At 38.4% G+C, this 26,889-nt stretch carries 26 protein-coding genes and 1 riboswitch; of the genes, 18 read left to right on the top strand and 8 right to left on the bottom strand.

The window, feature by feature from the left end; translation table 11 throughout:
• Positions 1 to 12: 12 nt before the first annotated feature.
• The gene (locus ACOZBY_RS13390) at positions 13 to 1,224 is read right to left on the bottom strand and encodes an ATP-grasp domain-containing protein (RefSeq protein ID WP_031419637.1); all 1,212 of its coding nucleotides are present in this window, start codon (positions 1,222 to 1,224) and stop codon (positions 13 to 15) included.
• 140 nt (positions 1,225 to 1,364) lie between these two features.
• Between ACOZBY_RS13390 and ACOZBY_RS13385 the strand changes: the two genes are divergently transcribed.
• Entirely contained in the window at positions 1,365 to 2,759 is a 1,395-nt protein-coding gene (locus ACOZBY_RS13385) for a Mur ligase family protein (RefSeq protein WP_422762471.1), read from the top strand.
• A gap of 146 nt (positions 2,760 to 2,905) precedes the next feature.
• A complete protein-coding gene (locus ACOZBY_RS13380) occupies positions 2,906 to 4,294 on the top strand; it encodes a UDP-N-acetylmuramoyl-tripeptide--D-alanyl-D-alanine ligase (protein ID WP_422762470.1) in 1,389 nt (462 codons plus the stop codon).
• Positions 4,295 to 4,343: 49 nt separating this feature from the next.
• On the opposite strand, the gene ACOZBY_RS13375 is transcribed toward ACOZBY_RS13380, so the two are convergent.
• Positions 4,344 to 5,690, bottom strand: coding sequence for a C40 family peptidase (locus ACOZBY_RS13375; RefSeq protein ID WP_036167966.1), 1,347 nt, complete (start codon positions 5,688 to 5,690; stop codon positions 4,344 to 4,346).
• Between the two features lie 243 nt (positions 5,691 to 5,933).
• Complete coding sequence (locus ACOZBY_RS13370) at positions 5,934 to 6,299, bottom strand: VOC family protein (protein WP_012293959.1); 366 nt, start codon at positions 6,297 to 6,299, stop codon at positions 5,934 to 5,936.
• 414 nt (positions 6,300 to 6,713) lie between these two features.
• Positions 6,714 to 6,902: riboswitch (cobalamin riboswitch) on the top strand.
• A 30-nt stretch (positions 6,903 to 6,932) separates the two neighbouring features.
• Here ACOZBY_RS13370 and ACOZBY_RS13365 point away from each other — a divergent pair.
• The 6 genes from ACOZBY_RS13365 to ACOZBY_RS13340 all read left to right on the top strand — a co-directional run bounded on the left by ACOZBY_RS13365 (position 6,933) and on the right by ACOZBY_RS13340 (position 12,518).
• Positions 6,933 to 7,055, top strand: coding sequence for a hypothetical protein (locus ACOZBY_RS13365; protein WP_258858684.1), 123 nt, complete (start codon positions 6,933 to 6,935; stop codon positions 7,053 to 7,055).
• Between the two features lie 63 nt (positions 7,056 to 7,118).
• A complete protein-coding gene (locus tag ACOZBY_RS13360) occupies positions 7,119 to 7,286 on the top strand; it encodes a hypothetical protein (protein WP_012293960.1) in 168 nt (55 codons plus the stop codon).
• Between the two features lie 692 nt (positions 7,287 to 7,978).
• Complete coding sequence (locus ACOZBY_RS13355) at positions 7,979 to 9,340, top strand: PepSY-associated TM helix domain-containing protein (protein WP_031419645.1); 1,362 nt, start codon at positions 7,979 to 7,981, stop codon at positions 9,338 to 9,340.
• A gap of 182 nt (positions 9,341 to 9,522) precedes the next feature.
• On the top strand, positions 9,523 to 11,001 hold the full coding sequence (locus ACOZBY_RS13350; protein WP_036215595.1) for a sensor histidine kinase: 1,479 nt from the start codon (positions 9,523 to 9,525) through the stop codon (positions 10,999 to 11,001).
• The gene (locus ACOZBY_RS13345) at positions 10,979 to 11,665 is read left to right on the top strand and encodes a response regulator transcription factor (protein ID WP_031419648.1); all 687 of its coding nucleotides are present in this window, start codon (positions 10,979 to 10,981) and stop codon (positions 11,663 to 11,665) included. The genes ACOZBY_RS13350 and ACOZBY_RS13345 overlap by 23 nt, the downstream gene beginning before the upstream one ends.
• A gap of 142 nt (positions 11,666 to 11,807) precedes the next feature.
• Positions 11,808 to 12,518, top strand: coding sequence for an ankyrin repeat domain-containing protein (locus tag ACOZBY_RS13340; RefSeq protein ID WP_080720007.1), 711 nt, complete (start codon positions 11,808 to 11,810; stop codon positions 12,516 to 12,518).
• Between the two features lie 590 nt (positions 12,519 to 13,108).
• Here the strand turns inward: ACOZBY_RS13340 and ACOZBY_RS13335 are convergent.
• The 4 genes from ACOZBY_RS13335 to ACOZBY_RS13320 all read right to left on the bottom strand — a co-directional run bounded on the left by ACOZBY_RS13335 (position 13,109) and on the right by ACOZBY_RS13320 (position 16,815).
• Complete coding sequence (locus ACOZBY_RS13335; protein ID WP_031419650.1) at positions 13,109 to 13,714, bottom strand: response regulator transcription factor; 606 nt, start codon at positions 13,712 to 13,714, stop codon at positions 13,109 to 13,111.
• Positions 13,711 to 14,337 (bottom strand): sensor histidine kinase, encoded by a 627-nt coding sequence (locus tag ACOZBY_RS13330; RefSeq protein WP_422762520.1) that lies wholly within the window; start codon positions 14,335 to 14,337, stop codon positions 13,711 to 13,713. The genes ACOZBY_RS13335 and ACOZBY_RS13330 overlap by 4 nt, the downstream gene beginning before the upstream one ends.
• Before the next feature lie 480 nt (positions 14,338 to 14,817).
• Positions 14,818 to 15,966 carry a DUF418 domain-containing protein gene (locus tag ACOZBY_RS13325; protein ID WP_422762469.1) on the bottom strand — a complete coding sequence of 383 codons (1,149 nt, stop codon included), beginning with the start codon at positions 15,964 to 15,966 and terminating at the stop codon, positions 14,818 to 14,820.
• Positions 15,967 to 16,107: 141 nt separating this feature from the next.
• Positions 16,108 to 16,815 carry a class I SAM-dependent methyltransferase gene (locus tag ACOZBY_RS13320; RefSeq protein ID WP_281486590.1) on the bottom strand — a complete coding sequence of 236 codons (708 nt, stop codon included), beginning with the start codon at positions 16,813 to 16,815 and terminating at the stop codon, positions 16,108 to 16,110.
• A 171-nt stretch (positions 16,816 to 16,986) separates the two neighbouring features.
• Here ACOZBY_RS13320 and ACOZBY_RS13315 point away from each other — a divergent pair, with 171 nt between their 5' ends.
• On the top strand, positions 16,987 to 17,229 hold the full coding sequence (locus ACOZBY_RS13315; protein WP_031419654.1) for a hypothetical protein: 243 nt from the start codon (positions 16,987 to 16,989) through the stop codon (positions 17,227 to 17,229).
• Between the two features lie 52 nt (positions 17,230 to 17,281).
• Here ACOZBY_RS13315 and ACOZBY_RS13310 read toward each other — a convergent pair whose 3' ends face one another.
• A complete protein-coding gene (locus tag ACOZBY_RS13310) occupies positions 17,282 to 18,331 on the bottom strand; it encodes an NAD(P)/FAD-dependent oxidoreductase (protein WP_012293971.1) in 1,050 nt (349 codons plus the stop codon).
• A 147-nt stretch (positions 18,332 to 18,478) separates the two neighbouring features.
• Between ACOZBY_RS13310 and ACOZBY_RS13305 the strand changes: the two genes are divergently transcribed.
• The 9 genes from ACOZBY_RS13305 (at position 18,479) to efeO (ending at position 26,888) form a co-directional block, all read left to right on the top strand.
• Positions 18,479 to 19,267 carry an ABC transporter ATP-binding protein gene (locus ACOZBY_RS13305; protein WP_012293972.1) on the top strand — a complete coding sequence of 263 codons (789 nt, stop codon included), beginning with the start codon at positions 18,479 to 18,481 and terminating at the stop codon, positions 19,265 to 19,267.
• A gap of 16 nt (positions 19,268 to 19,283) precedes the next feature.
• The gene (locus tag ACOZBY_RS13300; RefSeq protein WP_031419655.1) at positions 19,284 to 20,210 is read left to right on the top strand and encodes an iron-hydroxamate ABC transporter substrate-binding protein; all 927 of its coding nucleotides are present in this window, start codon (positions 19,284 to 19,286) and stop codon (positions 20,208 to 20,210) included.
• Positions 20,211 to 20,233: 23 nt separating this feature from the next.
• Positions 20,234 to 21,235: a FecCD family ABC transporter permease gene (locus tag ACOZBY_RS13295; protein WP_422762468.1), complete on the top strand. Its 1,002-nt coding sequence runs from the start codon at positions 20,234 to 20,236 to the stop codon at positions 21,233 to 21,235.
• Positions 21,228 to 22,235: a FecCD family ABC transporter permease gene (locus ACOZBY_RS13290; RefSeq protein ID WP_031419657.1), complete on the top strand. Its 1,008-nt coding sequence runs from the start codon at positions 21,228 to 21,230 to the stop codon at positions 22,233 to 22,235. Before ACOZBY_RS13295 ends, ACOZBY_RS13290 begins: the two co-directional genes overlap by 8 nt.
• 157 nt (positions 22,236 to 22,392) lie before the next feature.
• Positions 22,393 to 23,334 (top strand): nuclease-related domain-containing protein, encoded by a 942-nt coding sequence (locus ACOZBY_RS13285; protein WP_422762467.1) that lies wholly within the window; start codon positions 22,393 to 22,395, stop codon positions 23,332 to 23,334.
• Between the two features lie 62 nt (positions 23,335 to 23,396).
• Positions 23,397 to 23,627: a hypothetical protein gene (locus ACOZBY_RS13280; RefSeq protein WP_422762466.1), complete on the top strand. Its 231-nt coding sequence runs from the start codon at positions 23,397 to 23,399 to the stop codon at positions 23,625 to 23,627.
• Between the two features lie 593 nt (positions 23,628 to 24,220).
• The gene (locus ACOZBY_RS13275) at positions 24,221 to 24,640 is read left to right on the top strand and encodes a MarR family winged helix-turn-helix transcriptional regulator (RefSeq protein WP_036166436.1); all 420 of its coding nucleotides are present in this window, start codon (positions 24,221 to 24,223) and stop codon (positions 24,638 to 24,640) included.
• A 13-nt stretch (positions 24,641 to 24,653) separates the two neighbouring features.
• Positions 24,654 to 25,856 (top strand): MFS transporter, encoded by a 1,203-nt coding sequence (locus tag ACOZBY_RS13270; RefSeq protein ID WP_099805950.1) that lies wholly within the window; start codon positions 24,654 to 24,656, stop codon positions 25,854 to 25,856.
• Positions 25,857 to 26,018: 162 nt separating this feature from the next.
• Positions 26,019 to 26,888, top strand: a complete 870-nt coding sequence (gene efeO, locus ACOZBY_RS13265; RefSeq protein WP_012293979.1) for an iron uptake system protein EfeO — start codon at positions 26,019 to 26,021, stop codon at positions 26,886 to 26,888.
• The last annotated feature ends 1 nt before the right edge of the window (position 26,889 follow it).

Here is a 26,889-nt window from a genome sequence, read left to right as displayed (position 1 = left end):
CGGGGTTTTTTTTCATACTCTTAAAATAAATTTGATTTCTTTGGCGGCATTTGTTGCATGATTCCGAGCTTCCGATAAGGTTGACCCTTGTGCTATGACATAGGCATAGCGGTGACCCATTGATAAAGGAGGGGTTAAGAATGTACCTTTCCTTGGTTTAACATAAACCTCGACCACTCCCGTTGAATTTGTCGCTCTTGTTCTACCAATTACTTTTTCTAAAATTCCTTTGCTTTCTACAATGACATATTTTGTGTAAACAAATTTTTTATGTCTAGGCTGAAAGTTAGGCTCTTCGCCAAGCAGAAGCTTCAATGTTTCTTCTACTAAACTAAATCCGAGTGCCGCTTGAAGCATGTTGTTCATGGCACCTCCAGAAATCCTTGGGTTAATCTCAATGAGTTTCCAGCCGTTTTTTGTCAATCGGAGTTCCAAATGGAGAGCGCCATTTTCTATATCAAATGCTTTGACAATGGACTGAAGAACTTCCTCAATGCCTGCCTGAATATCCAAAGGGGCTTTCACTAATACGCCATAGCCTGTTATGATAAACCGTTTCCCTTGGGTAATTTCCTGTTCAATAATGCCAATTATATGTGATTGCCGTTGATATACGACCGCCTCTACTAAATATTGAGGGCCTTCCAAATATTCTTCAATCATAATCGTTTCATAGGGATTTTTACTACGCAATGCTTTGAGGTGGTTTTGAAGCTGGTCGACATCCGTTGCTAATAGTACATCTTTGGAACCTGTTGACTTTGGTGATTTCACGATTAATGGAAATGTTAAATTTTTTGCAATAGGCTCATTAGGTTTCATGAGCGAAAATTTTGGTGAGTATGGTTGGTCTTTCAAATGATTTCTAGTCTTTTCTTTATCCTCCATGATTTCAATTGCGGAAGAGGATGTGTAGTTATGACAAAATTCATCACATAGCATGGAAGCAATATGAACAAATGGATCAACAAAACTAACGATACTTTTTATCTCTAATCCGGTTTTCCCTAGTTTATCAATTTCCTCTTTCATTCTTTCGATATTCAAAGTATCAATGAGAATCATTCTATGAATATCGGGGTAAGATCGGCGCTGCTGAAGTTGTTTTTCATTATTGGTGAAAAGTATTGTGAAATAGCCTAATCTTTCTGCTGCTCTTGTTGCTTCACGACTAGACCCGGATTTGTTTGTACCGATAAATACAATCGCTTTCAGGTATATCACTCCTTCTATTGGTACTTAGATACTTAATCACCTTTATATATATGCAAAGAAATAGTTTTCTTCTAGTTGTGTATCTTGTCTACATCCAAGCAACTTTTAAGAGGTTACATATACTAGAAAAGAAAGGAGGGAGAAAAAATATGAAGCCTCTTTCGGTGAAAAATTTAGCAGTGATTACGGCGGGCTATATAGTGCAAGGGTCTGAGGACATACTGATACAGCATGGTGCTTATCGATTAAAACAAGTGAAAAAGCCCAATACGGCCCTTTTTACAAGTAAACGTATTGTTAATTGGAAAAGTCTTGAGCCACTTTCTCCTCTTGTAATAGTGACCGACAGAGCATATCGGCCCACAGAGATTCCAACCCAGATTATTATCATACAGGTTGCGAATGTAGATGAGGCCTATTGGAAGTTTGTTCACTTTTATCGCAATCAATTTCATATCCCCATTGTTGCTATTACTGGTACTTCAGGCAAAACAACGACGAAAGAGATGATTAAACATATTCTTTCTGCTGATCGACAAGTGACAGCAACGACATTAAGTAGTAATTCAAGAACGGCATCATTGCAATATTTACTGAATATTGAAGATGACACAGAGGCGGCTGTATTTGAAACAGCTGTTGGCTCACCTGGAGATGTCACGAATGCAGGGAAGTATTTCAAGCCGACCATTGGGATTATTACGAATATCGGTGCCCATCATTTGAATTATTGTAAGACGCTTGAAGGCTATATTCAGGCAAAGGGAGAAATGCTAGATATCATTCAACCTAAAGGAACCCTCATCATAAACGCCGAAGATATGAATACTAAAAAACTAAATATTTCTAAGTTTAATGGGCGCTTAGTGAAGGTGGGTATCCATGATTCTTGTCATTTTCGTGCAAGCCATATCCAATATTATCAAAAGGGTATGAACTTTAAGCTGCACCATAATAGAAAAACTTATGATATTTTTGTACCGGGATTTGGTCAACATCAAGTGTACAACGCCCTTGCTGCCATTGCAGCGGCCTATGAAATAGGGGTACCTATTCCAGTTGCAGCCAATCAACTCCAATCTTTCCGTCAATTGAAAAAACAACTACAGCTCTTTGAAGGCATTAATCATTCTATGCTTTTAGATGATACCTGGAGTATTACGACAACTTCCTTAGAGGCGGCTTTAAAAGTGTTGAATGAGCTAGGAGATGGAAAGAAAAAAATTGCTGTTATTGGCACGATTACCGATTTGGGCTCATGGGGCTATATTATACATGAGCAAGCGGGTGAATTAATCCAACGTATTGGTGTGGATGTGCTAATTACTATTGGCGAGCATGCACGGATTATGGCTGATCATGCGGTGAAATTAGGCTTTAACGCTCCAGTTTATACCTATAAAAATAGCACGCTTGTTTATCCATTGTTGCAGAAGATTATAGATGAAAATACGATTGTCCTCATAAAGGGTGATATGTATAGTGAACAGGTTTCGAAATTAGCAACTGAGCTTAAATATAAACCTCCGCCTCCCACAGTTTAGCTCACTTCTTCATGGTTAGGATATTAACTGTGTCACATAGAATACCACTCTAATAAGGTATAGTAATTGATCAGAAAAGTAGCACTCGTGATCAAGAGAATGAATAGGTATGTACAAGATTGATAAAGAAAGGAGGCGTAGTACACTTGCAATCCATTAGTGTGCAAAAAATTAGAGGCGTCTTGCAGGGGAAAATTATCCATGGATCAGATCAATGGTCTGTAAAGCATGCAATTTACTATAATCGACATGATTTAACTCAAAGTCATACACTTATGTTTTTGAGTCGAAGTGATAAAATCAACTGGCAAGAGATTGATAGGAAGGGACCATCCCTTGTCATATCTGATAAACCAGCTACTGAGTTAAAAAATGCGTTAGATAATACAACGGTTTTACACGTCAAAAGCGTGGCGCAGGCCTATTGGACATTTATCGAATATTATCGTGGTCTTTTTCATATTCCGGTTGTGGCATTGACTGGAACCTGTGGTAAAACGACAACAAAAGAGATGCTAAAACATATCGCTAGTAAGCATTGGCAAGTGCAAGCATCTGTAAGTAGTAAAAATGAGCCAAGGCAATCATTACCCTATTTGACGGGCGTGGATGATAAAACACAGGCAGCCATTTTTGAACTAGGCTTGGGGAATACAGGGAACATAAAACACCAATGCATGATTTATCAGCCGACCATCGGCATTATTACGAATATTGGTGTTCACCATCTAGATGGCTGTCTCAATCTTGAAGGTTATATTAAAGCGAAAGCAGAGATTGTAGAGGGTATTCGAGCAGATGGTACACTAATCATTAATGCAGATGATGCTAACATCGAAAAAATATCTTACCAAAAATTTAAAGGGAAAATTATTAAATTTGGTTTACAGGATTCGGCTGATTACAAAGCTTCTGCTATCCAATTTACTCATACAGGCATGAAATTTGTGCTGGAAGTAGCAGACACTAAATACAATGTATTTGTGCCGGGTTACGGTGAGCATCAAGTATATAATGCGTTAGCCGCCATTGCTGCCTGTAGCGAAATGGGACTTTCTATACGCCAAGCTATTGCAGGTTTAAGATCCTTTAAACAAATGGCGAGACATTTAGAATTTACGACAGGTCTAGGTGACAGTACCATTATTGATGATACGTGGACCAATAATCCAACTTCTGTCGAGGCAGCCCTGAAAGTGTTAGATACAGTAGGAAAAGAGAAAAAAGTTATTCTTGTGCTAGGGGATATAAAGCGATTAGGAAATTTTGAAGAAAAATATCATCGGGAAATTGGCTCCAAAGTAGCTGAAAGACAGATAGATACATTAATTACGATTGGCAAAAGGGCAGAGGCAATTGCCGACCAAGCGAAAAAAGATGGAACTAAAGCAGAGGTTCATACGTTTAAAGATGTAATAGGTGTTTTAGAAATATTGAAACCAAAGCTTGACGCGGACACCATTGTTCTCATAAAAGGACCGATGTCAAGTAAATCTATGATTGAATTTGCCAACAATCTTAAAAATTTATCTTAAATAAAAAGGGTGTCTCTAATAGTTGAGACACCCTACCATTTAAAGCTTGTTATTTTAACACACGTCGAGCTGTAACATAGTTCTTTTGCGCCCAAGTGGAGCTTAAATTTTGTTTAACAACATTGTTAGTAGTCATACTAATAAATTGATTATTTCCTAAATAGATGCCTGTTTGCGTGATAGTTGCTCCTCCATCATTCGTTGAGAAGAACAATAAATCACCTTTTTGAAGCTGAGATTTGAGCACTTTTGTACCGACTAAAGCTTGTTTACTCGCTAGTTTATCCTTTAAATCAATGCCATTCTTGTTATATACATAGTACGTAAATCCCGCACTTGTGAAAGTTAGTGCACTCTCATTATACGTATAACCAAATTTTGCTTTGCTAGTTAAACCTGAAGCTGTAGCAATAATCTTATCGGCAGACGTATTCGCTGAAGGTGCACTTACAGAGGGGGTGTTAGAGAAAACCCGCTTAGCTGTAATATAGTGTTCTTTATAGTAATCAACTAATAAAACTCTCGTCATCACACCATCGGAATTTGGGATGATAATACGGTGATCACCGGCATAAATCCCAACAATAGAAGGATTTTTTGAGCCTGCTACACTATTAAAGAATACTAAATCACCCTTTTTCAAGTTTGCACGAGCTACCGTTGATCCTTGGTTCATTAAATCAGTTAACGTTTTTGCACCAAGTGTCACACCGCTTTTACGATAGACGAAATCGACAAATGCTGGGGCTGTAAAGCGTAGGCTCGATTCATTTGTTGAAGAACTAATCGTTGCTTTATTTTTATACGTCAGCGCATTCTCTACAATTTTATCGCCTTTTGTTGCAGGGTTGGCAGATAGAAGGGTAGGTAAAACGCGTCGTGCTGATACATAGTTTTCAGTATAATAAGGTTTACTATTTAAATCTGAGATCACAATATTTTGCTTGGAATCAGCCATGTGAATCATTTTATTGTCACCTATATACATACCTACATGGTCGGGGTCAGTTCCTGTTTTTTTACTCTTAAAGAATAGTAAATCTCCCTTTTGTAATTGGTTACGTGCTACATACGTACCTTGTTGAATCATATAGTTTTCATTATACGTCCCAAGATCTACACCATTTTTCTCGAAGATATACATTAAAAATGAAGCACAAGAAAATTTATAAGGATATGTAGGCTTGTAAACCGTATTGCTATATGTCGCTTGACCCATTAAGCTTTTACCAGTTTGAATCAATTGATTGGCTTTAGCGGCAACTGCCTGAGCGTTGTTTTGTGCATTTGTTGTAGCTGCCTCTACTTGAATTGGCTGCGTCGCTGTTTGGACTAATCCGAATGAGCTAAATCCAATGGTTAATGCAAGTGTTGTAGATAAAAATCGTTTATTCATGTTGTAAATAACCTCCTGAAGCGTTTAGTAGGATTTCTCCTGTATCGTCTTGCCTTGGAAATAATCGTAGCATGAAAATATAGGGCTTCTTGGCGGTAAATGTTGCCAGGGAGATGTGGGGGAGTGCCTCAACGCCTGCTATAAATGGCTTTATCGAAGGAATTTACAGTTATATTACAAATGTTTCAGTAAACTGTAATATGGGAGGATTTCATCTAAAAAAACTGCCCAAAATAGGGCAGTTTAGGCAATTGCCTGTATGATTTCTACTCGATTACCAAAGGGATCTCGGAATTCAAAACGCTCATAATCGGGGATAGGTACAGAGTCTTCTATTTCGATTTGATGTTCGGCTAGTTTCTTCTTCCAGTAATCAATATCTTCAACTTGATACGCAATATGAGCCTTGGTCGACAATCGATCAAAGCCATCCTCTGTTCCTACATGTATCTCTTGGTGACCAAGCTGTAACCAAAAGCCGCCTCTGCCTTTAAGAGAATCGGGTTTTTCTATTTCTTTCAGACCTAAGACACCGCAATAAAAATCTTTCCCTTGATTCTCTGACCCTTTTGGAATAGTAATTTGCACATGATGTAAAGCAATAATCATAGTTAGACCTCCTGTTTCAAATACTTATAGCTAATTATAGATTAATTTCAAAATAGTTGAAATGAAAGGTCGTGTCTACTCTCAGACTGTAGACAAACTCAAAAAATTTGAGAGTTTGCCAACAGTCTTTTTTCTTTTACAATGAAATAAAGTAAAGCCGTTGATTTCCACTACGGGCGGACGCTTTCTGCGGGCGGGGTCGAGCTGCTTCCCTCGCTTCGCTCAGTCCAGGATCTCGACTTTCCCGCTTTTCCCGCAGGAGTCGCCGCCCTTCGTTCCCATCAACTTCTACATAAAGTCTTACTTAATGCAAGTGAAACCATGAAGAATATTATGAAATAGCTGAATGAGTAAATAAACTATAGTTTTTTGAATCTATTAAGATCATACAAACCTTATGGTATAATAATAAAAACGGAATAATAGGATAGAGGTACAAACCAAATTGGGTTTGTTTAAAAGGGAAGATCGGTGGAAATCCGACGCTGTCCCGCAACTGTAAATGGGAGCACATTTCAAGAGACCACTGTTACGCCTTGTAATGGGAAGGTGAAAGGTGTGAAGAACATAAGCCAGGAGACCTGCCTTTATCTAGTACAGCCAAGAAACCTACGCGGATAGGGGGTGTTGAGTGTGACTAGAGAAATTCTCCTGCATGCTCATAGTACGATGATTGCTAAAAAGATAGCTTCTATGAAGAATAGAAAGCTTATTTCCATATGGCAAACATCGTATTATGTCGTGTATTTGTCATAAAAGACATCTTTCTAATGAGGGAAAGATGTCTTTTTTATGTAAATTATTAAAGGAGTGGTCCACATGAATCCACAAGTTGTTGAGTATTATGAAAGTTTATTTAAATTAGAAATTATGCAAGAGCCAAAGCCTTTAAAGGAGCTTGTTGAACAATATGTTGGGCATGATACAGCACATGAGCAATCTATTTTAGCAGCGTACGCGAATGTGATGAAGGAATTAATTGGATAATCAACGTTTGAGGGCTACTTCTTGATGGGGTAGCCTTTTTGATTGTGCATTTGTTGACAACATTTTTGTGGAAGGCGTAAAATTCAATGGCTTATTAATTTTGCAAGCTATGAAAGCAGCGAGAGCAGTGAATTCGAGGTCATTCGAATACTGGCACGTGGGGTAATCGATGGGCAGGCAGTTATGACAAGCAAAATTGCTTTAGAAAATATCGTAGAAAGGCTTTAAAGCATTAATGAAAAATCGAAGTCCGTGTAAAATTCTTGTGAATTTGAGTTTATAAATCTTTCCTAAATCGTAGCTAAACTTGTGTCCACATTTGTTTGGCTATGATTGTTTCATCTTTAAATAGCATAATACCACTAGGAATACATTTGTTTGTCATAAAACCGCCTTTAGGACTTCATTCATATTTCACTTTTACTTTATATAATAAATTTGATATTTATCTTCATTCAGCAACTGTTTGTACTGAAAGTAGTATCAAATACAGATGGTTCCTCCTTCAAAGGGAGTGATGAATGCTTATTAAGTGTTCAAACGCCTACTGAATCAAGATAATGCCTCAATCGGATATCACAGATTTTGAAGAGGAACTTTCCAGCCAAGCTCCTCTTCAAAATCTGGCCGTAGCCTAACGTCAGCGGCCATTACGGTGAGGCGTATTTGATTAAATAGATTGGAGATTAAAAATGAAAAATCTGCTTTATTCAAGGTTTTGGCGTTTGCATTTTTTCGCAGCCCTTTGTATTACGCCATTACTGCTATCTCTCACATTAAGTGGGATTGGTTATTTGTTTTTTACAGATGTAGAAAATCGTTTATATGATGATTATTTTTTTGGCGATAGCCATAAAGAAGAGGTCTTAACAATTGATGAAGCAGTGGAAAAAGCAGAGGCAGCATTTGCAGGTTACTCCACTACAAAAGTGATTATGTTGGAAGAGCCTTATAATACGCGTTTAACTTTATCAAATGGGAATGAACAGAAGTATGTATTTTTAGATGATCATTATCAAATGGTTGGTAGTCAGGATGCCAATTATACATTCTCTAATATTATGAGAAATACCCATAGCTCATTATTTATTGGTGGTACATTTGTCAATTATTTAGTAGAACTAGCGGCATGCTGGACAATCTTTTTACTACTATCCGGACTTTATATGACGTTTAAAGGGGATTTATTGAAAAAGCGCAAATCGGAAAATAAACGACAAAAAAGTAAGAGATACCATGCGCTTGTTGGGACAATCATTACTATTCCCATGGTGATGTTCATTGCTACAGGGCTTTTATGGTCTGCTTTTCAAGGTTCCATATTGGCAAATATAGCGTCAGAAAGTCCAACTTTCGGCTACCCATTATTACAGCAAAAGCCACCAACATCCGATGTGTCTGAAATTCCATGGGCAACGCGTCAATTAGAGGCGCCATCATCTGAGGGAGAACATGCACAGCATCACGGTGGGGGGGCTGTCCGTTATACAAACGACAACCAAATGACCATTGCTAATCTTGAAAAAGAAATAACTGCCATGAATATTGCCAAACCTTATTCGATTATTTATCCATCAAACGAAGAAGGCGTATTTACAGTGGCAAAGGCCAGTAATTCAGGTGTAACAGGACTTGATGTCAAGCCTACAGACGAGGCAACGATGTATTTTGATCAATATAGCGGCAAGTTTATTGATCAGGTTAACTATGAGGATTATGGTATGCTGGCGAAATTCTTTACATGGGGCATTCCTTTACATGAAGGCCATTTGTTTGGCTGGCCAAATAAGCTGTTAAACTTACTGGTATGTTTAGCCTTTTTAGCAGTAATTGTATGGGGGATTCGCACTTGGATTTTACGTAGGAAAAAAGGTGAGCTATCTGCACCACCACAAATTTCACATAAAATCTCACTTCCTTTCGTAATTTTCCTTATTATTTTAGGAATTATTATGCCATTGTTTGGTGCCTCATTGATTGCGGTAGTGTTGATTGAATATTTCATTTTAGGATGGCAAACCAAAAAGAAACTAAGAGCAGAAGAAACTAAATAAAGATAATGGATACGGCACAACCCAAATGTGTCGTATCTTTTTTTGTTGTTTATTTCATTTGGAGTAAGCCGAATACTATGTTGATGCAGAAAATTATTTATAGATTTTTCAGCGCGATTTTATAAAGTTTTAAGATTTGTATGGTACATTGCTATTAGTTTCAGCTTATTGGGGGAATTTAGATGTCGATTAAAACGAGGTTTTTGCTATCTTATGTAGGCGTTATTATGATTGCCATCACGCTTTTACTTGCAGCGGTTTTTCTTTTTTCCTTTGCCATTACAGGTGATGTTAAAGCAATTGAGCATTTTTACAAAAAGTCTTATGTCCAAAAGCCTTTAACAACGGTAGAGGAAAATGCTTTTTTAGATTTGAAATTATTGGCAAAAAAAAATCCCCAGCAGCTTTTAGATATTGAACAGCTACAAACCATAAATGCTCCTTCCATTGAGATTGTTGTGCGGAAAGACCATCAAATTGTTTATGCAACACAACAAGAGCATCAACAACTATTGCTTCAAAGTTTACCAGGTTTTGAAGCGACCAATATTAATTCACGTGACACAATTATGATTAATCAAGCCTTTTATACGTATGTGAAGTTCGATTTTTACTTCCCAGACAAAACAGAAGGGAGTATCTTTGTATTAAGAGAGGTTAGTTCACATGCGGAGGTCACGCGAGAACTGTTACCCATTCTGTTAGGTATCTTATTTGTCTTATTTATGATGATTATCGGTTTACTCAATTATTTAGTGTCTAGAAGTATCATTAACCCAATCACAGCCTTAAAGGAAGGGGCAGAACGGATTAAATCGGGTGATTTAGATTTTGAAATTACATCCCGTTCTAATGATGAAATTGGTCAGCTTAATCGATCGTTTGAGGAAATGAGAGTTAAACTGAAGGAATCTGTACTAATTCAGCTTCAATATGAAGAAAATCGGAAAGAACTGTTATCGAATATCTCCCACGATTTAAAAACGCCAATGACCTCTATTATTGGCTATGTGGAGGGCATTAAAGATGGTGTAGCGAATACTGAACAGAAAATGGATAAATATTTAACAACTATCTATACGAAAGCCAAGGATATGGACGTGTTAATTGATGAATTATTCTTATTCTCGAAATTAGATTTGAAAAAGGTTCCGTTCCAAATGGAAAGTGTCAATCTTCAACAATATATGCATGATTATGTGGAGGATGCTAGCTTTGACTTTATTGCCAGAGATATTCATTTACAATATATATCAGCAGGCTCTTCGCTTTTTGCTATGGTGGACAGGGATAAGCTAAGACGTGTCTTATCCAACTTATTGAGCAACAGTGAAAAATATATGGATAAACCTTATAAGCAAATTATTATTTCCCTACATGAGCGAGTAGATGATGCCATCATTCAAGTTACAGATAATGGTGCGGGAATTGACCCTACTGCATTACCACATATATTTGATCGTTTTTATCGTGCGGAACCTTCTCGAAATTCTCAAACAGGTGGAAGTGGTCTTGGGTTAGCAATTGCCAAACAAATCGTCCTTGAAATGGGTGGCAATATTTGGGCAAAGAGCGAATTAACAAAGGGAACGAGCATTTTCATTTCATTGAAAAAGGATGAGGAAATGGGGGGAAATCATGAAAAAAATACTATTAATTGAAGATGAAGTGAGCATAGCAGAGCTCCAACGAGATTATTTAGAAATTAATGATTATGTGGTAGATATTCAGCATCATGGCGATGAGGGGCTGAAGCAGGCGCTTCATGGCGATTATGATTTAATTATTTTAGATATTATGCTTCCTGGAATGAATGGCTTTGAAATTTGTAAACAAATTCGAGCAGTGAACAATATCCCCATCTTATTTGTGTCGGCTAAAAAAGAGGATATTGATAAAATTCGAGGTCTCGGGTTAGGGGCAGATGATTATATTACTAAGCCTTTTAGTCCTAGTGAGCTTGTGGCAAGGGTCAAGGCGCATATATCTAGATATGAGCGTTTAGCCTCAAACCAACCAACGAACAATATGATGTCTATACATGGCCTTACGATCGATACATCAGCTCGAAAGGTTTTGGTGAATGGTGAAGAAGTGGCCTTTACGACCAAGGAATTTGATTTGCTTGTGTTTTTTGTCAAACATCCAAATCAAGTATTAAGTAAAGAACAATTATATGAGCGGAACTGGGGCTATGAATCCGCTGCGGATGTTTCCACAGTTACCGTGCATATACGAAAGCTTCGTGAAAAAATTGAACGTGATCCAGCACAGCCAAAGTTTTTAGAAACCGTATGGGGTGCAGGTTACCGCTTAAATGTGTAAGACACCGCCTCGTCGTCTTGACGAGGTTTTTTAAATTGAAAATTTTAGACTTTTTTAAGAAATGGTTAATAGGCAATTTAGCAATGAATTATAAACTATACATAGACTGCTAAAATTAAATAGTGAGGGCGGTGAATAGCCAATGAAAAAAATGCAAGCAGCTATGATCGCTTTATCATTTTTATTGCAGGGATGTGCCTCAAATGATACGGAGACCATAAGGCGTGATAAAGGAGGAAATGAGGAAATGGCAACAGATTTGACGAGTCAATTGTTTCAAGCGGTAGAAAAAAGCGATGTAGAATCGCTAAAAAAAGTTATACATGAAAAAGTGAATATCAATGCACAAGACGCAAGCAATCGAACGGCTTTGATGATGGCTACCTACAATCAGGATGTGGAAGCAGTGAAATTACTCATCGATGCAGGTGCGGATGTGAACATCCAGGATGATATGAAAAACACGCCTTTCTTATATGCGGGTGCGGAAGGCTATTTGGATATATTAAAGCTAACGATTCAAGCAGGTGCCGATTCTACGATTGTAAATCGTTATGGTGGAACGGCATTAATTCCAGCATCTGAGCACGGCTACATTCATGTCATTGAGGAATTATTAACTACCACAAACATCGATGTGAATCATGTCAATAATCTGGGATGGACAGCATTAATGGAAGCGATTGTATTAAATAACGGCAACCCTACACAGCAAACGGCCATTCAAATGTTGATTGATCATGGAGCTGATGTCAATATTCCAGATAAAAATAATATGTCACCTTTACAGCACGCAAAACAGAAAGGATTTAAGGAGATTGAAGAAATCCTTGTTGCAGCAGGAGCAAAATAAACGACTAGACTTTAGCCATCGAGAAGCTTCACTCTTGATGGCTTTTATCTCGTCAAAATCGTGATGCAAGTGGCCAACGCTTTGATATTATTACTTCATTGCGCAATCGCTATGTGACTGTGATAACAAGTGAAGGGGAAGAGTTTGTAGCTAATTATGTGCCTTTCCACAAGCAGCTGTTGGAAAATAAGCTCCTCAATTTAGATTACCTGCAGGTCAAACCTTCAAACAAGGTGTTACATACCAAGTGTACTCACATTGGGCAGAAATTGATGTAAAGAGCTTTGTTGCAAAAAAATAGCACCATTTACACTGCAATCTGCTAAGGCTATTAATAGTAATTCATTGGAATTGTAATTAACTAATAATCCTCAAACGGATTTATTAGCTGGCAGAAGTGTGGAACTTCGTGGTAATGGTGGCACATTAAAAGCAGATGTAAATTATACGGTGACACCATTAAATAATTGGGCGATAGCGACAAATGTAGTTCTCCAAGGTAAATAAACAGGTGAATTTGTAATTGAACTATGTAGTATACGTTCTCCTATCAAAAAATCTCGTCACAGAGGTGGCGAGATTTTTCTGATTTATAGCCAGCCTTTATCACTAGCAATTTGAGCGGCCTGCTGTCTTGATTCTACTTGTAGCTTTTGAATAGAGGTTGATAAATAATTACGAATGGTGCCTTTTGTTAAAAATAATTGTTTACTGATTTCGTGAGTGGTTAAGCCTTCTTTCACCAGTTGTAGCACGGCAACTTCTCGCTCATTTAAAGGATTTTGCTCTTTCATAAATAAGGTAGCGGCTAAATCTTTACTGACCACCTTTTCACCTTGCATGATTTTGCGAATAGTAGCAATTAAATAATCAATCGGTTCATCTTTCAGTAAGTAGCCATGTACCTCACAATCCATGGCCTTTTGTAAATAGCCTGGGCGTGCAAATGTAGTGACAATCATCACTTTACAGGGCAAGTTGGCCTCTTTAATTTTTTCTGCAAGCTCTAATCCTGACAGATGGGGCATTTCAATATCTACCAGGCAAACATCGGGTAATTCCTGCTGAATGTAGTCCCATGCTTTTTGACCATCTGAAACTTCAGCTATCACTTCAATATCTGGTTCGAAGGACAAAAGGGATGTTAAGGCACCACGTAACATTTGTTGGTCCTCTGCTAGTAAAACTCGTATCATGTTGAGGGCTCCTTTCCATCTTGAATTGGTATGCTGAATATTACGAGAGTGCCTGTCCTTGTACCCCCTTCAAAAAGGGCATAACCTTGCAGAACACGCATTCTTTCTTTTATCGAGTTCATGCCATTACCCAGCCCCTTCTGTTCCAAACCAATCCCATCATCTTGAATGGCAATGGTAAATTGTCTATTTCGACATTCAATCTCTATGTTGCAGTTTTGAGCCTGACTATGCTTCAGCATATTAGTTGTAGCCTCACGTACACATAAAGCTAACATGGTTTCCTCCACACTTGAAAGAACAATTTTTGGACAATGATTGTTAATAGTGGTCGTAATATTCGCACTTTGTAAGAGCTGCTGGCAGTGTAGTAGCTCTGTTTGTAGAGACACAAAATTCATATCCGAAACGAGCTCTCGTACTTGCTTTAAGGCTGTACGTGTTGTAGCTAATATGTCATTTAATTCTTGTTTGACACTGGAAGGATCTCGGTCGATAAGTTTAGTGGTCAATTCCGTTTTGATTTTAATCATCGTCAGGGTGTGACCAATCGTGTCATGAAGATCTCTAGCAATGCGCTGTCTTTCCTCTTGTTGAACAAGCTGGGTATTGACATCTGCCAATTCAATTTGTAGGTTTTTCGACTTTTCTACAAAATAAATGAGAACAGGGAATACCAATTGAATGATCATTAAGGGTATTAGTACTTGTGTGTCAACAAGTGCTAGGGAATTTGCGGTCGCCCACAAAATGATTAAAAACATAGCAGCTATACCAAGAATTCCGCTAGCAATATGCCATTTTGATTTTGCCCTCCCTAATAAATCGGCAAAGGTAAATCCGAAGATAAGCATGAAGATATCCTCGTAAATAGCAAGGATGGTAATGAGAAGGAAGCCTACAAGTGAGGCAATTAGTAGCTTCCAATCTCGATTCCATAAAGCCATATAGAAGGCGACTAAGTACAAGGCTAAAATAACGATTTTAGCTGTGAAAGGGAGTACAGAATGCGACCATAATACCATGGCAATCAAAACAATTATGGATACAACATCGATGATTAAATAGTGTTTAACTTGTTCTCTGGGATATATTTTTATGGCTTACACCATCCTCTGTTGCTTATTCTTTGTCAGAGCTTGAATCGTTTTTTTACGAACCCATTCCATCGGGCCAATACGGAACTGGTGCTGCCAAAATGTTGCTAGTACTAGCTGTAGACAAGATAGGGCAACCCACATACTTATAATAAAAAGGCTATTTACATGCCCGCCTAAGCCAAGCCCCCAGCCGTAAAAAATAATAGACGCCAGCACGTTTTGCAGGACATAACAGCTCAATGACATTTTGCCGACATTGGCAAACCGTTGCCAAAGCCAATCTAGCTTCTTATATTCTACCAGTTTACCTAAAATTCCAATATAGCCAATGGATAGAATAGGTGCACATAAATAGCGAACAGGTAAATCAAAAAGTCCCCCAGGTATAAAAATTAGCAGATTCAATGGAATACCAATGAATACACCGATTGTAAAAAGCTTTTGTCGAGCTTGATAACCTTTACTTGTTGGTGAAAAAACCTCGTTGCGCATGAATTTGACCCCAAGGATAAATAAAAAAACATTCATCGGGATAATAAATATAGCTTCCGTTCGATAAAATAAAAAGTTTGTCAGGCGATGCTGTACTTGCGCCAGCCATGTACCATTTTCATAGATGGCTGTGACAGTTTCCATCCCATTTAGGGAAACGCTAGCCCCAAGCAATGTAACGACAAAAATAAAAAGAATGAGGAAGACATGAAAACTACCCAAAAGATAGAAAGCCCATGTCATGACTTTGTCGCCTAATCTAATGAGAATAGCCACGATAAATGCCGTAACGGCGTAGCTCATTAAAATATCATATTCCATGACCAGTGTGTAATGAAGTAGTCCTTCCACCCCTAAGAAGACAATGGTCCAAAGATACACGCCAGGCCAAGTATTTCCTCTACGAAGTGCCAGCTGGTATTTTAACTGTAAACCTACCCCAAACATAATCGTTAATAATCCTAGTAACTTGCCGTTTACAAAAAATAGTACTAACATTCGTAAAAAATCATTGAATGACCACCAACCAGAATAATTACTCGTTGTAATATACGATAAATCACCCAGATAAGCAAAAATCCAAATATTGGTTCCGAGGGTCCCTAAGACAGCGAATCCTCTTAGCATATCGATAAAGGGAAGCCTTTGTTGTGTTTGCATAGTTCCATCACTCTTTCTTTGTTTTTCTTATATTCATGATAAGAAAACAGGAGGATAAAACCTATTCACACAAGTCAAAGAATCGTTATGACAGGTGTCATAACAAAAAAACCAGCAACGCTTTGGATGCTGGCTAGATGGTTATTTTGTACAGATATAGATGCGATAATCTAAAATATTATCGTATTTTTCATTCATCATAATATGCTGATTCAAGACATCATACAATGTGGATTCAATCTCCTTGGAAATGTGGAATTCTGGCTTAGAGGAAATATCCTTATTTTTTTGTATGCGAATATCTTGAAACCCTATCTCTTGAAATAATGCAACCCAATCCTTTTTCGTAAAGAGAGCATCAAACCCGTAAAATTGTTGAATATCGTCTGCCAGCTGTGAGGAAAGAAGCGTAGGGATTGTAAATTCAATAGCAATCAAGCGCCCACCTTGTTTTAATAAACGAAAAATCTCTTGCAATGCACGTTGTTTATGAACAAAGGAAAGAACAGATTCAGCAAGCACAAAGTCAAATGCTCCATTGGGGAGTGATGTTTCCTCAATCGAGCCTTGAATGATATTGACTGGTAAACGTGCTTTTTTCATGCGGTGACGTGCCTTTTCTATCATAATGGGATTAATATCGATACCCGTTACATTTGTTGTATAGTAGGAAGCCAAAAAGGCAGCTGTTTGCCCTGTACCACAGCCAACATCTAAAATATGAGAGGTTGGCAGAATACTCTCATTCTTTAGGATTTCCTTTGATAGATTGATGCCACCAGGATGGGCACCACCAACACCAAATTTTGCTAGGAATTGGAGATAATTAGAGTCTTGAATGAAAACCACCTTCTTTTTCATATAGTATGAAAAGAAAACTAGTATGGTTCCCTTACATATGATGAAAAGCTAGAAATCCTATTTTTAAATAGATAATTTTTGATACTTCTTCATACGTCTAATTCCTTCATAGATGATGCACATATACTAGGGGAGAGCTTTTAGATAGGAGGTGTATAAATGCCACATTTTCAGCCGAATTATAGAAGAGGAGTCTATCCTTCAAACAATATGGGAACTTTTGGTCCTCCATTTCGAGGTAGAGCGATGCAACCTAACTATCCACCCAATCGGCAATTTCAAGGTCCTGGTTTAGGAAGATTGCCAGATCATTTACATGCAATCATGGGGCATGCTGGAACGATTACGAATGGCGTAAATATGTTAAGACAGATGGGGGCACTATTAAGTTTATTCAAATAAAAGAAAGAAGCCCTCTTAAGAATGCTTTCTTTAAGAGGGTTTCTATTGCGAACTAATGGGATGGGACAAGTTCTTTTTCGATAATGGAGCGATTTTTCTCTTTAAATAGTTCATTATGAGAGGACACCATTCCATGGCGATAAGCAGTTGGCTCTAAATAAGTTTTAATAGAGTTGACCGCGTTGGCTGCATCTTGGAATGTCCCAAGCAGCAAATTGATTTTTCCTTCAAATGATAAAATATCTCCTGCCGCAAAAATACCAGGCTGTGCTGTTTCACCAGTTGCTTTGCCTTCAAAATAATAATCATCCTTTTTAGGAATAGAAATGGCTTCATCAAACGTGAGGGACGCTTCACAATTATAGCCATGACTAATGATAACCTCGTCAATTTGACGAGTGTAACTTTCCTTCGTTTTCGAATTTTCACATCTCACTAATTGAATAGCGGTTTTATCATCATTCGCTAAAAGCTTTGTAATCGTCGTATTACATTCAATTAGGACCCCTGCATCAATGGCTTCTTTTACAGTTGCTTCATGCGCTGATAATGTATCTTTACGGTAAACCACTGTCACACTTTTAGCAAGGGGGCTCAGTTCTACAGCCCAATCAATGGCCGCATTGCCACCACCAGAAATAAGGATATCCCTATTCACAAAACGTTTATAGGATTGAACGGTATAGTGTAAATTGGACATTTCATATTTCTCAGCACCTTCCAGTGTTAGTTTCTGAGGGTTTATAATACCGCCACCAACCGCTAATAGAACAGTTTTTGAATAATGCCTTTCTCCAGTTGCCGTATGTACAATAAATAGATGTTCTTGTCGTTCAATAAAATCTACTTTTGTGTTTGTTAGAATAGTAGGGTCAAATGTTTTAGCTTGCTGGATCAATTGTTTAACAAATTTCTCACCTAAAATAGGGGGCTGGCCTCCTATATCCCAAATAAGCTTTTCAGGATAAAGTAATACTTTTCCACCAAGTTGAGATTGGCTCTCTATTAATTTTGTTTTTAATCCTCGTAAACCACTATAAAAGGCGCTATATAAGCCAGCAGGGCCTCCGCCAATAATTGTCACATCATACACATGTTGCATTTTTATTGCCACATCCTTAATTGATAGTAAAAAAGTAATTGACAAAATCTTATCATAAAACTAGACTAATTTTAGTGATAATGATTATCATTTTTAACAGTGCCTATCATAGCATGGAATGAAGTAAAATGAAAGAGAGGGTCCGAATTGCGTTTAGAAGTTGAATCGATTCGTGTTGGTTATGAGAATAAAACGATTGTGCATGACTTATCGCTACAAATTCCAGATGGCAAAATCACAACCATCATTGGTTCAAATGGCTGCGGAAAGTCTACCTTATTAAAGGCCATTACACGAATTTTAAAGCATGAGAGTGGACAGGTCATTCTGGATGGTCAAAATATTTCCAAGATGAACACGAAGGAATTGGCGAAAGAACTTGCGATTTTACCGCAAAGCCCAGAAAGTGCACATGGTTTAACAGTGGAAGAGCTTGTATCCTACGGTCGATTTCCCTATCAAAAGGGCTTTGGCAATTTATCACAGAAAGATAAAGAGGTCATTGACTGGGCTTTACAAGTGACAAAAACAGAAGAATTCCGCTTGCAATCTGTAGACGCTTTATCAGGTGGACAGCGTCAACGAGTGTGGATTGCCATGTCTTTAGCTCAAGAAACCGACATTATATTTTTAGATGAGCCAACAACCTATTTAGACATGGCACATCAATTAGAGGTTTTAGAGTTACTTTACAAGCTAAATGAAGAACAAGGGCGCACGATTGTTATGGTACTCCATGATTTAAATCAAGCGGCACGTTTTTCTGATTATATTGTGGCGCTGTCACAAGGAGAGCTTGTTAAATTTGGAACTGCGGAGGAAGTCATGGTTCCAGAAGTATTAAAAAAAGTGTTTAATATTGATGCTGTAATTGGCAAAGATCCACGAACGAACAAACCAATGTGCATTACATATAACTTATTACAAACCGTTTAAAGGAGAATGAAAGACAATGAAGAAGTGGTTATTACCAATGTTTATGATGCTCGTACTAGTACTTGCAGCGTGCGGCAATAAAGAAGAGAAAATAGAAAAGGCTGATGAAGGCTCGAAAGAAGCGACTTCTGCAGAAACAATTACTTATCAATCTGAAGCAGGACCTATTGAAGTACCAGCAAACCCTAAACGTGTAGTCGTGTTATCTTCATTTGTAGGGGATTTATTACAGCTTGATGTTGATGTTGTCGGTGTAGATGCATGGGCAGCGAAAAATCCGAATTTTGAAGATGCTATTAAAGATGCAGTAGTTGTAGAAAATACAGATATCGAAAAAATTCTTGAGCTAGAGCCAGACTTAATCATTGGTTTAAATGGTATTGAAAATGCTGATAAATTATCAGAAATCGCTCCAACTGTATTATTTACGTATGGGAAAGTAGACTATTTACAGCAATTTATTGAAATCGGTAAAGTGGTCAATAAAGAAAAAGAAGCAACGGCATGGGTAGAAGATTTTAAAGTACGTGCAGCGGAATCTGGTAAAAAAATTAAAGAAAAAATCGGGGAAGATGCAACTGTAACAGTCGCAGAAAACTTTAATAAACAATTTTATATTTATGGCGATAACTGGGGACGCGGAACAGAGATTTTATATCAAGAAATGGGCTTAAAAATGCCTGAGAAAGTTAAAGAAACAGCTTTAGAGCCAGGCTACTATGCTATTTCTCAAGAAGTTTTAGGGGATTATGCAGGGGACTATGTGATCTTCAGTATGTTCCAAGACCAAGATAATTCATTTACAGACGCAGCATGGTTTAAAGACTTAGAAGCAGTGAAAAATGGTCATTTATTTGAAGTGAATGCAAATGCCTTTTATTTCAATGACCCGATTACATTAGAACATCAACTGAAGTTCTTTGAAGAGAAATTTTTACAATAATTAGTAGAGAGTAGCGAAGGCAAATGACAAAGTTTCGACAGTTACCATTTTGGCTTCAGGTATTGCTTGCATTGCTCGTATTAATCGGCACAGCTTGTATCTCGCTGTGCTTAGGTGCAGCGAATACGAGCATTCAAGATGTCTATCAAGCAATTGTCGGACAAAGTGGTGGTAAGCATTACACGATTTTACGTGAAATTCGATTTCCTCGTATCATTGCTGCTATTTTTGTTGGCAGTGCACTCGCAGTTGCGGGAGCGATTATGCAGGGGGTTACACGCAATCCATTAGCGGATCCAGGGCTACTTGGTTTAACAGCAGGGGCAAATGCGGCCCTTGCTTTAACGATGGCATTTATCCCGAAATTCTCTTATTATACGTTAATTTTAGCCTGCTTTATTGGAGCTGGAATTGGTATGATAATCGTTTATGGGATCGGTGCTTCTACTAAGAAAGGTTTCTCACCATTGAGACTTGTTTTAGCTGGTGCAGCAGTTACTGCATTATTACAGGCGATTGCTGAAGGCACAGGCATTTTATTTCAAATTTCCAAGGATGTTTCGATGTGGACGAGTGGCGGATTCATTGGCACGACATGGCAGGCGTTATTGATTGTTCCTGTCATTGTCATAGGTCTCCTATTGTCATTTGCTTATAGTCGACAATTAACGATTTTAAGTTTAAATGAAGAAGTTGCGGTAGGAGTTGGACAAAACACAACATTGATTAAAGGTATTATGATGTTTGCTGTCGTTATTTTAGCAGGCTCTGCCGTAGCTCTTGTTGGGAATCTAGCATTTGTTGGCTTAATGGTACCTCATATTGTTCGCGCATTTGTAGGAACGGATTATCGTTTTGTCTTACCGATGAGCGCAATTATTGGCGGCTGGTTTATGGTGACGGCTGATTTTGCAGGTCGCATGATTAATGCACCATTTGAAACGCCAGTTGTAGCGATTGTTTCGATTCTTGGTCTACCATTCTTCCTACTATTAGTAAGGAAGGGAGGACGCCAATTTGTTTAAAGAAGGTCGCAAAAAACAACGAAAATGGCTTTTTACTTGGCTTGTCGTCACGTTATTCATTTTTGTTCTAGGCATTTCTTTAGGACCAGCCTCAGTTTCGTTTGATCGCATTCTACCAACCTTGTTAGGCAACGGTAGCTTTAAAGAATCCTTCGTATTATTCTCAGTTCGCTTACCAAGAATGTTGGTATTAGCAGCGGCAGGGATGGCGTTAGCTTTAGCAGGTGCGGTCCTACAAGGGGTTACACGCAATGATTTAGCAGATCCAGGGATCATTGGTATTAATGCGGGAGCAGGTGTCGGGATTACAGTCTTTTACTTACTTGTAAATGGCGATCTCCCACATTTTGCTTATATATTGCCAGTTGTAGGGTTTTGTAGTGCTCTTTTTACTGCCCTTTGCATTTACTTTTTCTCTTATCAACGCCATAAAGGGGTGCAACCTGTTCAATTGATTTTAATTGGGGTAGGGGTAGCCTCTGCTTTATCTGGGGTTATGATGGTATTAATCTCCTCAGCAGAGCGTAGTGATGTGCAATTCATTGCCCAATGGCTTGCAGGTAGCGTTTGGGGTACGGATTGGCCATTTTTCTGGGCTTTAGTGCCCTGGCTTGTGCTTGGGATTCCGTACATTTTCTATAAATCCAATGTCTTAAATGTCTTGGCGATGACGGAGCAAACAGCCGTAGGTCTTGGGATGAATATCGGGCGCGAGCGGTTACGCTTATTAATCGTCGCTGTGGCACTAGCAGCAGCAGCAGTTTCTGTAACAGGTGGTATTGCCTTTATAGGGTTGATGGCACCTCATATTGCCAAACAGCTTGTCGGACCACGCTACCAATTCTTTTTACCATTGACTTTATGCATTGGCGCAAGTTTATTAATGCTGTCCGATACGATTGGCCGCGTTGCCATTGCTACTGCAACAGTGCCAGCGGGAATTATTGTGGCCTTTATTGGCGCACCTTACTTTTTATATTTATTACGGAAAAGTGTATAGAAAAGTGATAGCACGAGTAAATGGATGCTCGAAAGCAAAGGCTTTTGAACTACTGAAATGAAAGAAAGATTTATTTTACTAAATGTATATGGCAAGTTTTTAGGAACCTCATTTGTTGAGGTTCTTTTTTTATATAATCAAGACAGGAGGTGAATAAATGATTCTATTAGCACGTCGAATATCGGAAACACAGAAGACACTAGAAGCCATTGTTCGAAGACTCTCAAACTCTCACCAGGAGTACTCGAATTATGATGAAAACTTAAGACGTTTAAAGGCTGGACACGCAGGCGAACAGCGTGTAGATGCAGAGTGGCTTGAGATAGACCTTCCTACCCCCTATTATTTTCTCCATGATTTTCAAACGATGAATAACTTCGGCTCTACTCACCAAATGGACACCATTTTTCTATGTCCACACTTTTTACTGATTGTAGAAATCAAAAATATAACAGGCGTTCTCTCATATGATACCTCCTTTGCACAATTGACACGGATGACCTCAGAAGGCAAGGTAGAGGGAATGACTGATCCATTTCTTCAACTTGAACGACATGTAGGATGGATGAAAAAACTGTTACATCAAGAAAAATTTCAATTGCCTGTTTTGCATGCAGTCGTGCTTGCAACAAAAAATGGAATTTTATCAGAAGGTTTTCATGGACAGCCAATATTTCATGTAACCGGATTACGTACACATTTACAAAAATGGTTCGACCTGCATCAACCAGTAGAGAATGAAAACCTCTTTCGATTTGCTATGCACCTCATGTCCCTGCATAGCACAATAAAAAGAGAGGTGAAGGTACCTCTTGAGGAGATGGTAAAGGGGGTTCTATGTCCCCATTGTGCGAATGGTCAGCCAATGAACTACCATTATAAAAAATGGCATTGCCCTGGCTGTAAATGTGTCGACCAGGATGCATTGAAAAAAGCCCTCGAAGATTATCGATTATTAGTAGGTCCAAAGCTCACCAATAAAAGCTTCCGCGAATTCTTTGCCATCGATTCCCCAAACGTCGCCTACAAGCTACTACAGCAGCTCCCATTAAAAGCAGACGGAATAAAGAAACATAGACAGTATTGGATCATGGAATAGAAACGAACTACAATTCAGCCAGACTGAGTTGTAGTTTTTTTGTGGGGAGATAGTGAGGCAAAGTGAGCGGAACATCAAGAGTGACGGATAGAATGAGGGAATCGCAAAGAGTGACGGATAGAGTGAAAGAAGTGACGGATAGAAAAGGAAAAGTGACGGATAGAGAGCGAAAAGTGATGGATACGCATGAAGAAGGCGCGGGTGGAGAGGCGAAAATGAGGGAATCGCAAAGAGTGACGGATAGAGGGAGGAAAGTGACGGATAGAATGGAAAAAGTGACGGATAGAGAGTGAAAAGTGATGGATACGCATGAAGAAGGCGCGGGTGGAGAGGCGAAAATAAGGGAATCGCAAAGAGTGACGGAAAGAGTGAGGAAAGTGACGGATAGAACGGAAAAAGTGACGGATAGAGAGTGAAAAGTGATGGATACGCATGAAGACGGCGCGGGTGGAGAGGCGAAAATGAGGGAATCGCAAAGAGTAACGGATAGAGGGAGGAAAGTGACGGATAAAACGGAAAAAGTGACGGATAGAGAGTGAAAAGTGATGGATACGCATGAAGAAGGCGCGGGTGGAGAGACGAAAATAAGGGAATCGCAAGAAGTGACGGATACTCCTGCTCGCTTTCTACTCCTTGTCCACCTTTCTCTTCTCCATTACAGCCGACTAATAAAATTGACATAAATACCATGCCTGAAATTATTCCCTTTTTCATTATTTCTCCTTCTCCTTCCAAAGAAATTCACCACTTAATCAAGTGCTATATAAAAATAACAAATGCACCCAAACTACCCTTATTTTATAGATGTGATATCCCGACTAGACAAATAGAGATTTTAGGTTTATAGTTAGCTAGGCTAACTAATATAAAAGGAAGAAGTGATCTTGTGACAATTGAGCAGGAGTTTTTTAATCAGTATCGTTTAATGTATAGGCCTTTTATTAATAAGCTAAATGTGCAACTTGAACCGTATCAGTTATATAGCTCACAGTGGGCAGTTCTTCGTTTATTAAAGGATAAGGGTCCGCATTCCTTTGTTGATATCGCGAATTTTATGTCTATTGAGAAGCCGAGTGTGACGAAGCTTGTACATAAGCTTGTGGAGCTAGGCTATGTGGAAACGATGGTGGGCAAGGATAAGCGAGAAAAGCTTGTGTATTTATCGTCGTATGGGGAGGAGCTTGTGCAGGAGATTAAAGCTCACTTGAAGCCATTTTTTGAGCATGCACTGGCAGGTGTACCTCAGCGAGATATCGAAATTGCGACACAGGTTTTTGAAAGAATTTGTATGAATATTAATCAATAGGAGAGCGAGTAACGTGGAAGTAACAGCAAGAAAGAAACTATGGACAAAGGACTTTTTAATTGTCTCTCTCATAAATTTTACCATTACGTTAATCTTTTATTTATTAATGGTTACGATTGCTGCTTATGCAGTGGAACATTTTAATGCGTCTACAAGTACAGCCGGTCTTGTATCGAGTATTTTTATTATTGGAACATTATTAGGCCGTCTTGGAACGGGCCGTATTATTGGGGATTGGGGAAGCAAGAAAACATTATTCTGCGGATTACTTTTATTTATGTTGTCAACGATGTCCTATTTTATAGCAGGAAATTTACCGTTACTTATGCTGAATCGTTTAATACAGGGGATTGCCCTTGGAGTAGCGAGTACAGCGACGGGGACGATTATTGCACAGATTTTACCACCTGAGCGACGCGGGGAAGGGATTGGTTATTATAGCTTAAGTGCGATTTTGGCTACAGCTATTGGACCTTTTGTCGGTATTTTATTAACACAGCTATTTGAGGATTATCGCATGATTTTTGCTGTTGATTCCGTTTTAGCTATTATCTGCTTTTTCATGTATTTTATCGTAACAGTCCCAGATGCGCCGAAGAAGGCAGTGGATGCAGCTGTGAAGGCTGGCTTTAAGATGACGAATTTCATTGAATTGCGTGCTGTACCGATTGCCTTTGTTGCACTGGTAATTGGTTTTGCGTATTCGGGTGTTATGTCCTTTATGACGTTTTATGCGAAGGAGCTTGATTTAGTATCAGCAGGCAGTTACTTTTTCATCATCTATGCTATTGTCATTTTAGCTACACGCCCATTTACTGGGAAATTACTAGATACACGAGGTGCTAATATTATTATTTATCCATGTTTGGTGATTTTTGCTATTGGTATGTATGCATTTAGTTCAGCGTCAACAACCATTGCTTTTTTAATTGCTGCAGCATGTATAGGTATTGGCTATGGTAACTTCAACTCTGTTGCACAGGCTGTTGCTATTAAGGTAACGCCGAATGAACGTTTAGGACTTGCGACATCTACTTACTTTATTTTTTATGATTTAGGATTGGGTGTCGGGCCTTATTTCTTAGGATTATTTGTGCCTTCAGCGGGCTACAGTGCCATATTCTTTGCGATGGTCTTTGTCATTTTATTATCCATTGTGCTTTATTATTTCTTACATGGTAAATATGAAAAAATGAAACAAGTAAAAATTTTGTAGATTAGAATCATTATATTGTGGAAAAAACGTCTTTTTTCTAGTTGTTTATAAAAAACAACTTAAAAATGACGTTTTTTTCTTTTTAAAAAAAATTATCTTGCATTAGAGGATGATAATCATTATCATCACAATATAAAACAAAATCGGGAGTAGGTACGAAGTATGAAAAACAAATCATTATTGTCTGTATTAGTAGCAGGAGGCATTCTAATGGCAGGCTGTGGTAATACAGAAGATACAAAAAAAGAAGATAAGCCAGAAACAGAGCAATCAGATAAAGCTGCACAAGAGGTTGATTTATCTTCTGAACTAGCAGCCTATCAACAATTTGCATTAGAGCAAATGGATCAATTTTTACTAGAAACAGAGAAATTTGTCAATCTTGTTAAGGCTGGAGATATTGAAGGAGCAAAAGCTGCGTATGCACCAGCACGTATGTATTTTGAGCGTTCTGAACCCATTGCAGAAAGCTTTGGCGACCTAGATCCACGTATTGATGGTCGTTTAGCTGATATACAGGAAGAAGGAAAAGGTGAAGAAGAATGGTCAGGCTATCATAAGCTTGAGTATGCGCTTTGGGAAGAAAATACAACAAAGGGCTATGAGGTAGTGGCTGATCAGCTTCTGGCAGATGCGAAGGAATTACATGCCCTCGTACAAACAGTTGAAGTGACTCCTGATTTAATGATAACGGGTGCAGTTGATTTATTAAATGAAGTGTCAACATCTAAAATTACAGGTGAGGAAGAAATTTACTCCCATACAGACCTGTATGATTTTAAAGCGAACATTGAAGGTGCTGAAAAAATCTTTGAAATTTTACGTTCAAAATTAGAAGCGAAAGATTCAAAATTAGTCACAGCGCTTGATGAAAAATTCAAAGCGGTGGACGATTTATTAGCACAGCATGCCACTGCCGATGGTGGTTATATTTCCTACGAGGAATTAACAGAGGACAACACAAAAGCGCTTGCGGCAGCGGTGAATCAGCTTGGAGAACCATTAAGTCAAATGGGAATCATTTTGGAGTGAA

Origin of the sequence: Lysinibacillus sp. NPDC056220 (assembly GCF_049315265.1) — a bacterium.
GTDB lineage: Bacteria > Bacillota > Bacilli > Bacillales_A > Planococcaceae > Lysinibacillus > Lysinibacillus pinottii.
Note: the sequence above shows the minus strand (reverse complement) of the source record. Positions and strands in the feature narration are given on the sequence as shown.

What these genes read in the sequence shown, in the direction of transcription:
- ACOZBY_RS13385 (WP_422762471.1), top strand. Translation starts at nt 1,365, where the DNA reads ATGAAGCCTCTTTCGGTGAAAAATTTAGCAGTGATTACGGCGGGCTAT.
- ACOZBY_RS13375 (WP_036167966.1), bottom strand. Translation starts at nt 5,690, where the DNA reads ATGAATAAACGATTTTTATCTACAACACTTGCATTAACCATTGGATTT.
- ACOZBY_RS13370 (WP_012293959.1), bottom strand. Translation starts at nt 6,299, where the DNA reads ATGATTATTGCTTTACATCATGTGCAAATTACTATTCCAAAAGGGTCA.
- ACOZBY_RS13360 (WP_012293960.1), top strand. Translation starts at nt 7,119, where the DNA reads ATGAATCCACAAGTTGTTGAGTATTATGAAAGTTTATTTAAATTAGAA.
- ACOZBY_RS13355 (WP_031419645.1), top strand. Translation starts at nt 7,979, where the DNA reads ATGAAAAATCTGCTTTATTCAAGGTTTTGGCGTTTGCATTTTTTCGCA.
- ACOZBY_RS13350 (WP_036215595.1), top strand. Translation starts at nt 9,523, where the DNA reads ATGTCGATTAAAACGAGGTTTTTGCTATCTTATGTAGGCGTTATTATG.
- ACOZBY_RS13345 (WP_031419648.1), top strand. Translation starts at nt 10,979, where the DNA reads ATGAAAAAAATACTATTAATTGAAGATGAAGTGAGCATAGCAGAGCTC.
- ACOZBY_RS13340 (WP_080720007.1), top strand. Translation starts at nt 11,808, where the DNA reads ATGAAAAAAATGCAAGCAGCTATGATCGCTTTATCATTTTTATTGCAG.
- ACOZBY_RS13335 (WP_031419650.1), bottom strand. Translation starts at nt 13,714, where the DNA reads ATGATACGAGTTTTACTAGCAGAGGACCAACAAATGTTACGTGGTGCC.
- ACOZBY_RS13325 (WP_422762469.1), bottom strand. Translation starts at nt 15,966, where the DNA reads ATGCAAACACAACAAAGGCTTCCCTTTATCGATATGCTAAGAGGATTC.
- ACOZBY_RS13315 (WP_031419654.1), top strand. Translation starts at nt 16,987, where the DNA reads ATGCCACATTTTCAGCCGAATTATAGAAGAGGAGTCTATCCTTCAAAC.
- ACOZBY_RS13310 (WP_012293971.1), bottom strand. Translation starts at nt 18,331, where the DNA reads ATGCAACATGTGTATGATGTGACAATTATTGGCGGAGGCCCTGCTGGC.
- ACOZBY_RS13300 (WP_031419655.1), top strand. Translation starts at nt 19,284, where the DNA reads ATGAAGAAGTGGTTATTACCAATGTTTATGATGCTCGTACTAGTACTT.
- ACOZBY_RS13295 (WP_422762468.1), top strand. Translation starts at nt 20,234, where the DNA reads ATGACAAAGTTTCGACAGTTACCATTTTGGCTTCAGGTATTGCTTGCA.
- ACOZBY_RS13285 (WP_422762467.1), top strand. Translation starts at nt 22,393, where the DNA reads ATGATTCTATTAGCACGTCGAATATCGGAAACACAGAAGACACTAGAA.
- efeO (WP_012293979.1), top strand. Translation starts at nt 26,019, where the DNA reads ATGAAAAACAAATCATTATTGTCTGTATTAGTAGCAGGAGGCATTCTA.